Origin of the sequence: Nocardioides piscis (assembly GCF_011300215.1) — a bacterium.
GTDB classification, from domain to species: Bacteria; Actinomycetota; Actinomycetes; order Propionibacteriales; family Nocardioidaceae; genus Nocardioides; species Nocardioides piscis.
In genome coordinates, this window is the sequence record NZ_CP049866.1 from 2,773,642 (window position 1) to 2,787,445 (window position 13,804).

Here is a 13,804-nt window from a genome sequence, read left to right on the forward strand (position 1 = left end):
GACCAGGACGCAGGTAACCTGCCCGCCGTGCGTCCAACCTTGCGAGCAGCCCTGACCGTCCCGGTCGTCGCCGTCGGCGTCCTCATGGGGTGTACGGCGACGCCCGACCCGACGCCTGCAGGGACCGGCAGCACCAGCCCGAGCAGCTCAGCCACTGCCAGCGAGACCGCGGACCCGCAGTCGCCGACGGGCTGGGGGCCGACGGTCGGGGAGCTGGCCGAGGCCGAGTCGATCGTGGCCGCGATGTCGGTCGAGCAGCTGGCCGGGCAGGTGATCGTCGGGCGCTACCTCGGCTCCGACCCGGCCGGAGTCGCGACGATGCTGCGCGAGCACCACCTGGCGGGGGTGTCGATCACCAACGGCAACGTGGTCGACGAGGCGCAGGTGCGCGAGATGACGGCGGCGCTCACCCAGGCGGCCGAGGACGACGGCCGCGCCTATCCGCCGGTGCTGGGGGTCGACCAGGAGGGCGGCTACGTCTCCCACCTGCGCGGGATCGCGACCGAGTTCCCCGCCTTCGCGGCCGCCGGTGCGGCGATCGACGCCGACCCGGCCAACGGTCGCGAGGTGGTTCGACAGGCGGCCTATGCCACGGGTCTCGAGCTGCGGGAGCTCGGCTTCACCTGGGTGTTCGCGCCGGTGGCCGACGTGACCATCGGGGCCGCCGACCCGACCATCGGCACCCGCTCGCCCAGCCAGGACCCAGCGGTGGCGTCGAAGGCGACGGCAGCCGCGGTGCGCGGCTTCGAGGAGTCCGGCGTGGTCTCCACGACCAAGCACTTCCCAGGCCACGGCGCCGCGACGAGCGACAGCCACGACACCCTGCCGGTGCTCGACTCGACCCTCGACGAGATCCGGTCGCACGACCTGCCGCCGTTCGAGGCAGCCGTCGACGCCAACGCGCCGGCGGTGATGCTCAGCCACCTCGACCTGACGGCCATCGCCCCGGGAGTCCCGGCCAGCCTCGCTCCCGAGGTCTACACGATGCTCCGCGACGAGCTCGGGTTCGAGGGCGTCGCCATCACCGACTCACTCGGGATGGGAGCGGTGGCGTCGAGCTACAAGCCGGCAGTGGCGGCGCTCAAGGCAGGCGCCGACCTGCTGCTGATGCCGGTCGACACCGTGGAGACGCACCGCGTCGTCACCAGGGCCATCGACTCGGGCGAGGTCTCGCGCGAGCGCGTGGAGGAGGCGGCCACCCGCGTGGTCGCGCTCGGGCTGTGGCAGCAGCGAGCCATGGCCCGGACCCCGGTGCCGGCCGAGGTGAGCACGTTGGCCCAAGAAGCAGCCGCCGCGCTCACCGCTGCCGGCTCCTAGGCAGCGGTGCTTCCGGTGGCGAGGTCGGGGTCGCCGAGCCGCCGCAGCTTCTGCAGTGCTTCGCGCTCGAGCTGGCGGACCCGCTCGGCGGAGATGCCGTGCTTGGCGCCGATGTCGGCCAGCTTGTGCTGGCGTCCGTCGGTGAGGCCGTAGCGGGCACGGATGATGTCGGCGGCACGCTCGTCGAGGTGCGCGACCAGGGCGTCGAGCCGCTGGCGTGCCTCCACGTCGAGGAACTCCAGGTCGGGACCGGGAGTGGTCTCCTGCGCCATCAGGTCGCCGAGGGAAGTGCTGCCGTCCTCGTCCACGGGGGTGTCCAGGGAGACGTGGTCGCGACCCCAGGCGAGCAGGTCGAGCACCCGGTCGAAGTCCATGTCGAGCTCGGTGGCGATCTCCTCGGGCTCCGGCTCGCGGCCGAGCTGGCGCTCGAGCGTGCGGCGAGCTCCGGCGACCTGGTTGAGCTCCTCGACCACGTGCACCGGCAGCCGCACGACGCGGGCCTGCTGGGCGATGCCGCGGGTGATGGCCTGACGGACCCACCAGGTGGCGTAGGTGGAGAACTTGTAGCCCTTGGCGTAGTCGAACTTCTCGACCGCCCGGATCAGGCCGGTGTTGCCCTCCTGGATCAGGTCGAGCATCGGCATCTGGGAGCGGCCGTACTTGCGGGCGATCGAGACGACGAGGCGCAGGTTGGCGGAGATGAAGCGATCGACCGCCCGGCGGCCCTCCTCGGCCAGCCACTCGAGCTCTTCGCGGTTGGCGGACATGGGAGCGCCACCGTTGCGGCGTCCGACGCGGCCCTCCTCGAGCAGCTTCTCGGCCAGCAGGCCCGCCTCGATCGTCTTCGAGAGCTCGACCTCGGTCTCAGCGTCGAGCAGGGGCGTGCGCGCGATCTCGTCGAGGTAGAGGCCGACGCTGTCGCGTCCCTCGATCTCGCGCGCGGTCCCGTGCACGGCCGCCCGGCGGGTGGCCGGTGGGTTCTTGGTGATCTGGGTGGTGCTCATCTTCGCCTCCTCCGTGTGCCGCGGTCCCCGGGATCGCAGCACGTCCTCTACAACGGCTCACGCCCCCGGAGGATTCCCGGCTGCCGTGTGGCCCTTCATCTCCACTGACGTCCGGTGCTGCCTCAGAGTTGCAAGCCAGCCCAACTCTCAGGGACTTCTCAGGGCTGGTTCGGAGCCGTGCCTGATCCGGATTGCCCTGAGAGGATGAGCCCGTGTACCCCAAAACCGTCGACCTCAACGCCGACCTGGGGGAAGAGGTCACCGACGACCCGGGTCTGCTGGCCGTGGTGACGAGCGCCAACGTGGCGTGCGGCTACCACGCGGGCAACCGCGAGGTCATGCGTGCGGTGTGCGCCGAGGCGGTCGTGCGGGGGGTCGCCGTGGGGGCGCAGGTCTCGTACGCCGATCGCGCGAACTTCGGCCGTGTGGCGCTCGACGTCGCGCCGGCGGAGCTGGTCGCGCAGGTGGCCGACCAGGTGGGCGTCCTGGGCGAGATCGCCCGGCAGGAGGGCACCCGGGTGTCCTACGTCAAGCCACACGGGGCGCTCTATCACCGGGCTGCCGTCGACGAGGCGACGGCGCGGGCGGTTCTCACCGGGTCGGACTCGCTGCCCGTCCTGGGGATGCCGGGCTCCCTGCTCCTGAGCCTCGCAGCCGACGCCGGTCGGAGCACCCGGCACGAGGGCTTCCCCGACCGTGCCTACGCCGCTGACGGCGGGCTCGTCCCGCGCTCGGCGCCGGGCGCCCTGATCCTCGACGGCCGGGTCATCGCCGCCCGGGCCGTGGAGCTCGCTGGCGAGGTCGACTCGGTCTGCGTCCACGGTGACTCGGCTGCTGCCGTCGACCATGCCGTCGCCGTACGAGCCGCTCTGGTCTCGTCGGGCTTCACCGTCTCCTCGTGCTGGTGAGGCTGGGGTGACGCAGCCGCTCCGCGTGGTCCCTGTCGGCGCCGACGCCGCGATCGTCGAGGTCGCGGACGCGTCCGCCGCTCTCTCGCTGGCGCTGTGGGCCAGGGAGGGTCGGATCGACGCCGTGGAGATCGTGCCCGGGGCCAGCACGGTGCTCTTCGACGGGCTCGCGACCGGGACCGACCTCGAGACGCTCCTGCGCCCGTGGCGACCAGGCACCGCACAGGTCGGTGGGCCGGAGGTCGTCGTCCCGGTCGTCTTCGACGGTCCGGACCTGTCCGTCGTCGCCGACCAGTGGGGCGTCGGCGACGACGATGCCGTGGGGCGCCTGACCTCGCTCGAGCTGGTGTCGGCCTTCTGCGGCTTCGCACCGGGCTTCGCCTATCTGGCGGGGCTGCCCGTCGAGTGGTCCGTCCCGCGACGCGCGGAGCCGCGCGCACGGGTCGAGCCGGGTTCGGTGGCGCTCGCCGACAGGTGGTGCGGGGTCTATCCGACCGCCTCGCCCGGTGGCTGGCAGCTCGTCGGGCGCACCGACTCGCTCCTCTGGGACGCCGAGCGCACGCCCCCGGCGCTGCTCGCCCGGGGACCCGGGTGCGGTTCGTGGAGGCGTCATGAGCCTGCTCGTCCTCGCGGCCGGCGCACTGACCACGATCCAGGACCGTGGTCGCTTCGGCCACGCCCACCTGGGGGTGCCGAGGGCGGGCGCGCTGGATGCGCCGGCGGCCGCCCTTGCCAACCGGCTGGTTGGCAACGATCCGGACGCTGCGGTGCTCGAGACGACCCTGAGCGGGGCCACCTTCCGCACCGACCACGCTGCCACGATCGCGGTGACAGGCGCCTGGTGCGAGGTGCGGGTCGAGGGTCGACAGGTCGCGCACACCGAGGCGGTCTCCATCCGGGCCGGGGCGACGGTGGCGCTCGGGCCGGCACGCTCCGGTGTGCGGTCCTACCTCGCCGTGGGTGGGGGCATCGACGTACGCCCTGTGCTGGGCTCGCGCAGCACCGACACCCTGGCCTGGATCGGCCCGCCGCGGGTGCAGGACGGCGCCGTGCTTCCCGTCGGTCCGCACACAGGGACGCCCGGTCCCCTCGACGTCGGCGTGTGGCGACGAGCCGACCGGGTCCTCCGGGTCGTCCCCGGACCACGTGCCGACTGGATCGGTGCGGACGCCTGGAACGGCCTGGACCGTGCGACCTGGACCGTCGACGCGGCATCCAACCGGGTCGGGCTGCGACTGCAGGGCAGGCCGCTCGAGCGTTGCCGGCACGGCGAGCTGGACAGTGAGGGCGTCGTGCTGGGCGCAGTGCAGCTTCCGCCGTCGGGTCAACCGCTGGTGTTCCTGCACGACCACCCGGTCACGGGCGGCTATCCGGTGATCGGGGTGGTCGTGCCCGACGACCTGCCGATCTGCGCCCAGCTGCGGCCCGGGGAGACCGTGGCGATGCGGGTTCAGTCCATCGCCGGGATCGTCGCCAAGGACAGCGCGGGGTCGTCGACCGAGTAGGAACGCACCGGACCGGGCGGCGTGTGCGCCGTCTCGAAGCGAACCGTGACCACGCCGCGACCGGACCCCCACACCCAGCCCGGGCCCATCTCGTCGTGGACCACGTCCATCCCGGGCCAATAGGTGGACCCGCCGAGCCCCGAGGCGCCCAGCTGGGAGAGGTCGGGCAGCACGTCGTCGACCTGGTCGTCCTCGGCGTCGCCGAACAGGTCTTCCTGGACCCAGTCCGCGAGTCCGGAGACCCCCACCCCCAGCAGTCGCACGCCGCCCGAGGTGTCGAGGTCGGCCAGGAGCGACTTCGCGAGCCGCGCGATGGCGCTGCTGCTGTCGGTGGGGCTGGACAGGGTCGACGACCGGCTCATGGTGGTGAAGTCGTGCAGGCGAACCTTGATCGTGACCGTCCGCCCCGACAGCCCGTGCTTGCGCAGCCGCTCGCCAACCTGCACCGCCTGGCGGGTGAGCAGGCCCTCCATCAGCCGCCGATCGGTCAGGTCGGTCGCGTAGGTGCCCTCGGCGCTGACCGACTTGGTCTCCCGGTCGGCCACGACGGGCCGGTCGTCCTCGGCCCTGGCCAGCCGGTGCAGGTCGTGCCCCTGGGCCCTGCCGAGGAGCCTGACCAGCTCGTCCTCGGTGACCCGGTCGAGGTCGGCGACCGTGTGGATCCCCGCTCGGCGCAGCCGCTCGTTGGTCGCAGGACCGACGCCCGGGATGACCGTGACCTTCATCGGCAGCAGCAGGTCGCGCTCGGTGCCGGGGGGCACGACCGTGAGCCCGTCGGGCTTGTCGAGCTCGCTGGCGACCTTGGCGATGAACTTGGACGTCCCGATCCCCACCGTGGCGGTCAGGCCTCCGCTGACCTCCGCGACGCGGGCACGGATCTCCTCGCCGTACGCGACGACGGTCGGCACCTCCAGGTCGGGGAGACCGGCCTCCGCGAGGTCGAGGAACGCCTCGTCGAGGGAGAGGGGCTCGACGAGGGGGGATGCGGCACGCAGGACGGCCATCACCTTGCTGCTGCTCTCGCGATAGGCGTGGAAGCGGCCGGTGAGGAAGGCAGCGTGGGGGCACCGCGCCCGCGCCTCCCTGGTCGACATCGCCGAGCGCACGCCGAATGCCCGTGCCTCGTAGGACGCCGTGGCCACCACGCCCCTCCCGCCGACGCCCCCGACGATCACCGGCTTGCCCCGCAGGGACGGCTTGTCACGCTGCTCGACGGCAGCGAAGAACGCATCGAGGTCGAGGTGGAGGACCGAGGCGGTGCTCCTCACCGACCGCTCACCGGCGCTCCCACGACATGTCGCCGATTGTCTCAGGCCGCAATGTGTCCACAGGACGCCACTCCGGTCGGCAGTCCACAGCCCGACCTGCCGACGTGGTCGATCGTCTGATGCCGCGGGAAGCGTGCCCCCATGACCAACTCACCCACCGATCCTCTCCAGATGAGGGCCAGCTGTCCCGAAGACCTGCTCGCCTTCGTGCCGGTCGCCATCGGCTTCACGCCGTCGGAGTCCGTCGTGATGCTGACCGTCGACGGCACCCGTCCCTTCCATGCCCGGATCGACCTGCCCGGCGACGAGTGCGACGTCCGCGAGGTCGTGGAGGCACTGCTGCGACCTGCTCGGGTCCATCGCCTGCGCCGCGTCGTCTTCGTCGTCTATGCCGACAACACCCTGGTCGCCGACGAGACCGCCTGGTCGTTGCACGCGACCTTCACCGAGCACGCGATAGACGTCCTCGACGTCCTGAGGGTTCACGACGACCACTACTTCGCGGTGCTGCCGGGTCGACCCGCCACCGCCTACGACGGCGTTTCCTTCGACGTCGGCAGTCATCCGTTCGCCGCGCAGTCGGTCTTCGGTGGCCGGGTCACCCACGCCTCGCGCCAGGCGCTGGCCGACACCATCGCGCACGACGCGGCGGGCGCCGAGGCGGTGTCGAGCACGTTGACCGGGTCCGCCCCGCTCACCGCGGAGCAGCTGCGCAGAGTGGTGCACGAGCATGCGGACGCACCCTGTCCGCCGTCTCCCGAGCTGGTCGGCGCCCTGGCCCTCTCGCTGACGCAGGGCAGCCTGCGTGACGAGGCATGGCGGTGGCTGACCCGTTCGCGTGCCCGCGAACACCTCGGGTTCTGGTCCGACATCGTCCGTCGCACGCCGCTGGCCCTGGTCCCGGGACCGGCCGCGGTCCTGGCGCTGACGGCATGGCTGGCGGGGGAGGGCGCGCTCGCCTGGTGTGCCGTGGACCGGGCCCGTGAGGTGGATCCGGCGCACTCCCTGGCGCAGCTGGTGGCCGACCTGCTCATGTCTGCGACACCCCCGGAGACGTGGAGCCAGATGGTGGCACCCGTTGAGGGGGTGGCCTGACCGGGGTCGCGACCCTAGGGTCGCAACATGGGCGAAGAGGTTGAGCAGCAGGAGTTCTCGCGGGCAGACCGGACCCGGCACCGGGAGAAGGTCCGTCGCAACCTCGATGTCTTCGCCCGGATGCTGCGCGAGGCGAGGTTCGACACCGACGACCCGATGACCGGCCTGGAGGTCGAGCTCAACCTCATCGACGATCGCGGCGATCCGGCGCTGAAGAACGCCGAGGTGCTGGAGAGGATCGCCTCTCCCGAGTTCCAGACCGAGCTCGGCCAGTTCAACATCGAGATCAACGTCCCCCGAGCACGTTGCGCGGGGGCGGCCTGACCACGTTCGAGGAGACGCTGCGACGGTCCCTGAACGCAGCCGAGACCGCGGCGGCCGAGGTCGGCGCCCACCAGGTGATGATCGGCATCCTGCCCACGCTCGACCACGGGCACATGGGGGCGCAGAGCATCAGCTCCAACCCGCGCTACACGCTGCTCAGCGAGCAGATCCTCGCCGCGCGCGGAGAAGACATCACGATCAGCATCAGCGGGCGGGAACGCCTCTCGACCACCGCCGACACGATCGTGCCCGAGGCGGCCTGCACGAGCACCCAGTTCCACGTGCAGACCTCGCCCGACGACTTCGCCGACTACTGGAACGCTTCCCAGGCGATCGCCGGCGTGCAGCTGGCGCTGGCCGCCAACTCGCCATACCTGCTCGGCAAGGAGCTGTGGCGCGAGACCCGCATCCCGCTGTTCGAGCAGGCCACCGACACCCGCAGCGACGAGCTCAAGGTCCAGGGCGTCCGGCCGCGTGTGTGGTTCGGAGAGCGTTGGATCACCTCGGTCTTCGACCTGTTCGAGGAGAACGTCCGCTACTTCCCGGCGCTCCTGCCGATCACCGACGACGAGGACCCGCTCGAGGTCCTCGAGTCGGGGGGCACGCCGACGCTGCCCGAGCTGCGGCTCCACAACGGCACGATCTATCGGTGGAACCGGCCGGTCTACGACATCGCCCACGGCGTCCCCCACCTGCGGGTGGAGAACCGCCTGCTGGCGGCAGGCCCAACCGTGGCCGACACGATCGCCAACGCCGCCTTCTACTTCGGCCTGGTCCGGTTCCTGGTGGAGAGCGAGAGGCCGCTGTGGTCTCAGATGTCCTTCCAGGCTGCGGAGGAGAACTTCCACGTCGCCGCGCAGCTGGGCATCGACGCCCAGGTCTACTGGCCCGGGATCGGCCAGGTGCGGGCCACCGAGCTGGTGCTGCGCCGGCTGCTGCCGATGGCGGCGGAGGGGCTCGACTCCTGGGGGGTCGAGGCGGACGTCCGCGACCGCCTCCTGGGCATCATCGAGCAGCGTTGCCTGCTGGGGACCAACGGTGCCGAGTGGTTCGTCGGCCGCATGCAGCAACGGTCCAGCGAGGACCGGTTCGACGCCCTGCGCGCGACGGTGCTCGAATACAGCGAGCGGATGCACACCAACGAGCCGGCGCACACCTGGGATCGCTAGGGCAGCCCCCGCTCGCTCGTCGACCGACGGCGCAGCCTGCTCCACTCGCGACCCACCCCGCTGCGCGGATCGCGCCACCCGGTCCGGGTGACGACGACCAGCGGAACCTCGGTGGAGGCCTCCGCGCAGGCGGCATACCAGGCGGCCGCCCAGGCCACGTCGGCGTCGTGCACGGCAAGGCTGCCGACGCGCGCCAGCCACGCCCACCGGTGCGGGTGTGCGTTCGCGGTGCGCTGGAGCAGGGCGGCGGCGATGTCGGTCCGCAGTGCCTGGTCGAGCGGCGGCCCCGGGAGCACGACATGGCTGACGACGGCCCGCCCGGGGGTGCCGACGTGCAGTGCGGTCGGAGCCCCGCCCCGCGGATGGGCCTCCTTGAACTCGATCACCGCTGCGCGCAGGACGGCGTGCTGGACGCGGGTGATGGGAGCGGACACAGGCACCCACCCAGCCTGCCCTGACCTCGCCGTCCACGCCGCCAGCTCTCCACAAGCTCCCGCTGGGACCTCGGATTGGGTACCGTGCCAACAACCGGCGCAACGTCGCGCTGGACTGAGAAGGAGGAGCCATGGGCACCGTCGTCGTCGGATACGTCCCCAAGCCTGAAGGCGAGGCTGCGCTGGAGACAGCGATCGCCGAGGCGAAGCTGCGCGGCTCCAAGCTGGTGGTGGTCAATTCCCACCGCGGTGGGCAGGAGTTCGACCACGACAAGGCGGGTGCCGCCGAGAAGGAGCTGGTGTCGGTGCGCGCCAAGCTCGATGCGGCCGGAGTGCAGTACGACGTCCGCCAGCTCGTCCGCGGCTTCGAGCCGGCCGAGGACCTGATCTCCCTGGCCGAGGCCAACTCAGCCGAGCTGATCGTGATCGGGCTGCGCCGACGGTCTCCGGTGGGCAAGCTGATCCTGGGCTCCAACGCCCAGCGGATCCTGCTCGACGCCCACTGCCCGGTCCTTGCAGTCAAGGCCGACTGACCCTGCCCCGTCGCCAACCTGCGGTCGGGCAGGATGGTGATCATGGGCTTTCAGATCACGGGTGATCCCGCCGCCGACAAGGTGCTCGACGACTCGTCGTTCGCGCTGCTCGCCGCGATGATGCTCGACCAGCAGTATCCGATGGAGCACGCCTTCCGCGGACCGGCCAAGATCCTCGACCGGCTGGGGACCTTCGAACCGGCGGCGATCGCTGGCGCCGATCCCGAGGAGTTCGCTGCCCTGGCGGCGACCACGCCGGCCATCCACCGTTTTCCCGGGTCGATGGCAGCCAGGCTTCAGGAGCTGGCCCGGATCGTGGTCGACGACTACGCCGGCGACGCCTCGCGGTTGTGGACGGACGCGGACGACGGCGCCGACCTGCTGCGGCGGGTGATGGCGCTGCCGGGCTTCGGCAAGCAGAAGGCCCAGATCTTCGTCGCGCTGCTGGCCAAGCAGTGCGACGTACGCCCGCCCGGCTGGGAGCAGGCCGTGGGGGACTACGCGCTCGACGGATACCGTTCGGTCGCCGACGTGGTGGACCACGAATCCCTCGAGAGGGTGCGCGCTTTCAAGAAGGCCAACAAGGCCAAGAAGTCGCCAGCCAAGGCCGTTGCCGAGTGATCACCAGACCCGTGGCAGAATGACCGAGCGGCTCTTGACTTTACCCGGCTCGGCCGCGCCCCGATGTCGCTTGACGAGAGGTGTTCGTGTCCCCGAACGCACGAAAGTTGCTCCCCGCTGAGGTGCTCGCGCACCCCTCCATCGCCGCGCTCGTCGAGCGTGGCTCCCCGACCGGACGGGTGAGCCCAGAGCAGGTCCGCATGGCCAGTGACGCGGCCGGCGTCCAGCCGCCTCACCTCAAGGCCCTCCTGGTGCACCTGAGTGGGCTCGGCATCAGCGTCGACGTGGACGCCGCCAGCTCGCGCGCCGTCGCGGCGACGTCCGGCACGCGCAAGGCCACCACGGCCGCGGCCAAGAAGGCCCCGGCCAAGAAGGCGGCCGCCAAGTCCACGCCTGCAGCAGCAGCCGACGAACCGGCGGCGAAGAAGACTGCCGCCAAGAAGGCCCCGGCCAAGAAGACGGCTGCGAAGAAGGCGGCAGCGCCTGCTGCTGTCGACCTCGCACCGGTTGCGGTGGGGGCGGACGGCAAGAAGCTCCTGCCGGACATCCCCGACGAGCAGTTCGAGAAGGACGTCAAGGTCGACCCGACCATCAAGGAGGACGAGAAGCAGGCCTTCACCGTCTCGGCCTCCGACGACACCGACGAGCCCGAGCAGCAGGTCATGGTCGCGGGTGCGACCGCCGACCCGGTCAAGGACTACCTCAAGCAGATCGGCAAGGTCCCCTCCTCAACGCCGAGATGGAGGTGGAGCTCGCCAAGCGGATCGAGGCCGGCCTCTTCTCCGAGGAGAAGATGGCCAAGGGCGGCAAGATCAGCGCCAAGGTGCTCGAGGAGCTCGAGTGGATCTCCGAGGACGGCCGACGCGCCAAGAACCACCTCCTCGAGGCCAACCTGCGTCTCGTCGTGTCCCTCGCCAAGCGCTACACCGGCCGCGGCATGCTCTTCCTCGACCTGATCCAGGAGGGCAACCTCGGCCTCATCCGCGCGGTCGAGAAGTTCGACTACACCAAGGGCTACAAGTTCTCGACGTATGCCACCTGGTGGATCCGGCAGGCCATCACCCGCGCGATGGCCGACCAGGCCCGCACCATCCGCATCCCCGTGCACATGGTCGAGGTCATCAACAAGCTCGCTCGCGTCCAGCGGCAGATGCTCCAGGACCTGGGCCGCGAGCCCACGCCCGAGGAGCTGGCCAAGGAGCTCGACATGACCCCCGAGAAGGTCATCGAGGTCCAGAAGTACGGCCGCGAGCCGATCTCGCTCCACACGCCCCTCGGTGAGGACGGCGACTCCGAGTTCGGTGACCTGATCGAGGACTCCGAGGCGATCGTGCCCGCTGACGCGGTCAGCTTCACGCTGCTGCAGGAGCAGCTCCACGCAGTGCTCGACACGCTCTCCGAGCGTGAGGCCGGCGTGGTCAGCATGCGGTTCGGTCTCACCGACGGACAGCCCAAGACACTCGACGAGATCGGCAAGGTCTATGGCGTGACCCGTGAGCGGATCCGCCAGATCGAGTCGAAGACGATGAGCAAGCTGCGTCACCCGAGCCGGTCCCAGGTCCTGCGCGACTACCTCGACTGACACCGGTTTCCTTGCGCACCGCGGCCGCCCTGATCTGTGTGGGGCTGGCCGCGGTGGCATGCTCGCCCACCGTTGACCGGTCGCGGCCGCAGACCAGCTCGTCGGCCGCACCCTCGGACGTCTCGGCCGCTTCGCCGACCGCAGACCCGCCGCCGACGTCCGCGCCGCGGGACCCGGTGGCACCTGCCGACTTCGACACCCGCACGGCCATGCGCACGGTGCGCCATCTCGCCGGTGACATCGGTCCCCGGGAGGCGACGGGTCGCGGCTATGCGCAGGCCGCACGGTGGGTGGGGCGACGCCTCGAGCGTCTGGGCTACGCGGTCGAGCACCAGCCCGTCGCCATACCTGCGGGGACGTCGTGGGGGGTGCCGGTCGGGGCTGGCACCTCGGCCAACGTGATCGCGCGACCTCCCGGTCTCGATCCCGCTCAGCCCCACCTCGTCGTCGGCGCCCATCTCGACACCGTTCCGCAGGCGCCCGGCGCCGAGGACAACGCATCGGGGGTCGGGGTCCTGGTGGCGGTCGCCGGGGCCGCGGCCGCCGGGCGGACTCGGCTGCCTGTCGTCTTCGTCGCCTTCGGCGCCGAGGAGCCGCGGGGTCCGAGCGATGCCGATCACCACTACGGCTCACGGCACTACGTCGCGGCGCTGCGGCCGCGCGAACGCACGGGCGTGCGGGGCATGGTCTCCCTCGACCGCGTCGGCGTCGGCGAAGTCGTGCCCATCGGGTCTGCCGTCGAGGGTCAGGACGTCCTGGCCGCCCGCGTGGCGGCAGCAGGACGCAGGGTCAGGGTGCCGGTGGTGCGTGAGGTCAACCGTTCGAGCGACCACTGGCAGTTCGTCCAGGCGGGGCTCCCCGGCGTGCGGCTCGGGAGCACGCCGTACGCCGCCTATCACTCGGCCGACGACGTGCCATCGGTCGTCGATCCCCGCCAGGTCGACCGGGTGGGGCGCGTCGTGCTCGCGTGGCTAGCGCCCTGAGCGCACGTCCGCCAGGATCGCGCGCGCTGCCGCGCCGCTCACCAGCCTCGGGGTGAAGGTCGCATCCATCCGGTAGGGCACGAGCTCGACCTCGCGGACGCGGTCCTTGCTCACCGTCGCAGTCAGCACGACCCCTTCCATGGCCTGCTCGCTGAAGTCCATGTCGAAGACTGCGTTGCCCAGCGAGTGGGCGATGGTGACGCCACGGTGGCGTTCGGTCGACTGGACCCAGTGTGGATGTCCGCCCACCACGAGGTCGGCACCGGCCTCCACGAGTCGCCGACCGACGATGGTCTGGGCAGGCTCGGGCGTGTGGGTGTACTGAGCACCCCAGTGAGGGACGACGATCACCGCGTCGACGCGACGGTCCAGGCGGCGCACGGCGCGCAGCACGTGGGAGAGGTCGCCGCGGTTCAGGGGCCCTGTGCGTGGAGGCATCCGCACCGTCAGGGCGCCGGGCCGTCCGGGGCCAGCCATCGGGGTCTCGCCGATGGCGTTGAACCCGAGGAAGCCGATGCGCAGCCCGTCGCGCTCCACGACCGCTGCCCGCGTGGCCTCGGCCAGGTCGCGGCCCGCGCCGAACGGCTGGATCGGGCTGTCCTCGAACGCCTCGAGCGTCTCGACGAGCGCCTGCTCGCCGTAGTCGCCGGTGTGGTTGTTGGCCAGGGACAGCGCGTCGAGCCCGGCCCGGCCCAGCCCCGTCAGCACGCGGGGGGAGACCGCGAAGGAATCGGTGACCGGGTCCTGCGTCGGGGCGCCGTTGGTGGACAGGCTGCTCTCGAGGTTGCCGACCGCGACGTCGGCCCTGACCAGCAGCGGTCCGAGCTCGCGCAGAGTGTCGGTGGCGTCGGCATGGGCGGCCGCCACGCGACGCCCGAGCATGATGTCGCCCAGGACTGCCACAGTGACTTCGGCGGGGGCTGCGACCGGCTGCTCCCGAGGGGGTGGCGGCGTGGTGGACCCGGAAGGTGATGGCGGCCCCTGGTCGGCGGCCGGCGTCGCCGTACAGGCACAGAGAAGGGCCACCGCGACGACCGACGCCCACCTCATCCGGCCAGACT

13 protein-coding genes and 2 pseudogenes are annotated in these 13,804 nt (G+C 71.5%); 11 read left to right on the forward strand and 4 right to left on the reverse strand.

Going from position 1 to position 13,804, the window contains the following annotated elements:
- Positions 1-27: 27 nt before the first annotated feature.
- Positions 28-1,317, forward strand: coding sequence for a glycoside hydrolase family 3 N-terminal domain-containing protein (locus G7071_RS13570; RefSeq protein WP_246210010.1), 1,290 nt, complete (start codon positions 28-30; stop codon positions 1,315-1,317).
- Here G7071_RS13570 and G7071_RS13575 read toward each other — a convergent pair.
- Entirely contained in the window at positions 1,314-2,321 is a 1,008-nt protein-coding gene (locus G7071_RS13575; protein WP_166319619.1) for a sigma-70 family RNA polymerase sigma factor, read from the reverse strand. The two genes, G7071_RS13570 and G7071_RS13575, sit on opposite strands and share 4 nt — an antisense overlap.
- Positions 2,322-2,533: 212 nt before the next feature.
- Here G7071_RS13575 and G7071_RS13580 point away from each other — a divergent pair, with 212 nt between their 5' ends.
- The 3 genes and pseudogenes from G7071_RS13580 to G7071_RS13590 all read left to right on the forward strand — a co-directional run bounded on the left by G7071_RS13580 (position 2,534) and on the right by G7071_RS13590 (position 4,734).
- The gene (locus tag G7071_RS13580) at positions 2,534-3,229 is read left to right on the forward strand and encodes a 5-oxoprolinase subunit PxpA (protein ID WP_166319621.1); all 696 of its coding nucleotides are present in this window, start codon (positions 2,534-2,536) and stop codon (positions 3,227-3,229) included.
- Positions 3,168-3,746, forward strand: a pseudogene (locus G7071_RS13585) (carboxyltransferase domain-containing protein); the annotation flags it as partial. The gene G7071_RS13580 and the pseudogene G7071_RS13585, both read left to right, overlap by 62 nt.
- Positions 3,747-3,840: 94 nt before the next feature.
- On the forward strand, positions 3,841-4,734 hold the full coding sequence (locus tag G7071_RS13590; protein ID WP_166319623.1) for a 5-oxoprolinase subunit C family protein: 894 nt from the start codon (positions 3,841-3,843) through the stop codon (positions 4,732-4,734).
- Here the strand turns inward: G7071_RS13590 and G7071_RS13595 are convergent.
- Entirely contained in the window at positions 4,680-6,002 is a 1,323-nt protein-coding gene (locus G7071_RS13595) for a DNA polymerase IV (protein WP_166319625.1), read from the reverse strand. The two genes, G7071_RS13590 and G7071_RS13595, sit on opposite strands and share 55 nt — an antisense overlap.
- A 141-nt stretch (positions 6,003-6,143) precedes the next feature.
- Here G7071_RS13595 and G7071_RS13600 point away from each other — a divergent pair, with 141 nt between their 5' ends.
- From G7071_RS13600 to G7071_RS13605, 3 genes are read left to right on the forward strand one after another with little or no spacing between them, the layout of a single operon-like run.
- The gene (locus G7071_RS13600) at positions 6,144-7,097 is read left to right on the forward strand and encodes a DUF4192 domain-containing protein (protein WP_166319627.1); all 954 of its coding nucleotides are present in this window, start codon (positions 6,144-6,146) and stop codon (positions 7,095-7,097) included.
- Between the two features lie 27 nt (positions 7,098-7,124).
- Positions 7,125-7,421 (forward strand): hypothetical protein, encoded by a 297-nt coding sequence (locus G7071_RS19370; RefSeq protein ID WP_246210011.1) that lies wholly within the window; start codon positions 7,125-7,127, stop codon positions 7,419-7,421.
- Positions 7,403-8,590, forward strand: coding sequence for a glutamate-cysteine ligase family protein (locus G7071_RS13605; protein ID WP_246210012.1), 1,188 nt, complete (start codon positions 7,403-7,405; stop codon positions 8,588-8,590). The genes G7071_RS19370 and G7071_RS13605 overlap by 19 nt, the downstream gene beginning before the upstream one ends.
- On the opposite strand, the gene G7071_RS13610 is transcribed toward G7071_RS13605, so the two are convergent.
- On the reverse strand, positions 8,587-9,030 hold the full coding sequence (locus G7071_RS13610) for a hypothetical protein (protein ID WP_166319629.1): 444 nt from the start codon (positions 9,028-9,030) through the stop codon (positions 8,587-8,589). The genes G7071_RS13605 and G7071_RS13610 overlap by 4 nt on opposite strands.
- Before the next feature lie 125 nt (positions 9,031-9,155).
- Here G7071_RS13610 and G7071_RS13615 point away from each other — a divergent pair, with 125 nt between their 5' ends.
- The 4 genes and pseudogenes from G7071_RS13615 to G7071_RS13630 all read left to right on the forward strand — a co-directional run bounded on the left by G7071_RS13615 (position 9,156) and on the right by G7071_RS13630 (position 12,743).
- Positions 9,156-9,557 carry a universal stress protein gene (locus G7071_RS13615; protein ID WP_166319631.1) on the forward strand — a complete coding sequence of 134 codons (402 nt, stop codon included), beginning with the start codon at positions 9,156-9,158 and terminating at the stop codon, positions 9,555-9,557.
- A gap of 42 nt (positions 9,558-9,599) precedes the next feature.
- Positions 9,600-10,178, forward strand: a complete 579-nt coding sequence (locus G7071_RS13620; protein WP_206062813.1) for an HhH-GPD-type base excision DNA repair protein — start codon at positions 9,600-9,602, stop codon at positions 10,176-10,178.
- 80 nt (positions 10,179-10,258) lie between these two features.
- Positions 10,259-11,760: pseudogene (locus tag G7071_RS13625) on the forward strand (RNA polymerase sigma factor).
- 11 nt (positions 11,761-11,771) lie between these two features.
- Positions 11,772-12,743: a M28 family metallopeptidase gene (locus tag G7071_RS13630; RefSeq protein ID WP_166319633.1), complete on the forward strand. Its 972-nt coding sequence runs from the start codon at positions 11,772-11,774 to the stop codon at positions 12,741-12,743.
- Here G7071_RS13630 and G7071_RS13635 read toward each other — a convergent pair.
- Positions 12,732-13,793 carry a CapA family protein gene (locus G7071_RS13635; protein WP_166319635.1) on the reverse strand — a complete coding sequence of 354 codons (1,062 nt, stop codon included), beginning with the start codon at positions 13,791-13,793 and terminating at the stop codon, positions 12,732-12,734. The genes G7071_RS13630 and G7071_RS13635 overlap by 12 nt on opposite strands.
- Between the last annotated feature and the right edge of the window lie 11 nt (positions 13,794-13,804).

Excerpts from the sequence above, each read along its gene's own strand:
- G7071_RS13590 (WP_166319623.1), top strand. The coding sequence starts at position 3,841 with ATGAGCCTGCTCGTCCTCGCGGCCGGCGCACTGACCACGATCCAGGAC.
- G7071_RS13575 (WP_166319619.1), bottom strand. The coding sequence starts at position 2,321 with ATGAGCACCACCCAGATCACCAAGAACCCACCGGCCACCCGCCGGGCG.
- G7071_RS13635 (WP_166319635.1), bottom strand. The coding sequence starts at position 13,793 with ATGAGGTGGGCGTCGGTCGTCGCGGTGGCCCTTCTCTGTGCCTGTACG.
- G7071_RS13620 (WP_206062813.1), top strand. The coding sequence starts at position 9,600 with ATGGGCTTTCAGATCACGGGTGATCCCGCCGCCGACAAGGTGCTCGAC.
- G7071_RS19370 (WP_246210011.1), top strand. The coding sequence starts at position 7,125 with ATGGGCGAAGAGGTTGAGCAGCAGGAGTTCTCGCGGGCAGACCGGACC.
- G7071_RS13600 (WP_166319627.1), top strand. The coding sequence starts at position 6,144 with ATGACCAACTCACCCACCGATCCTCTCCAGATGAGGGCCAGCTGTCCC.
- G7071_RS13615 (WP_166319631.1), top strand. The coding sequence starts at position 9,156 with ATGGGCACCGTCGTCGTCGGATACGTCCCCAAGCCTGAAGGCGAGGCT.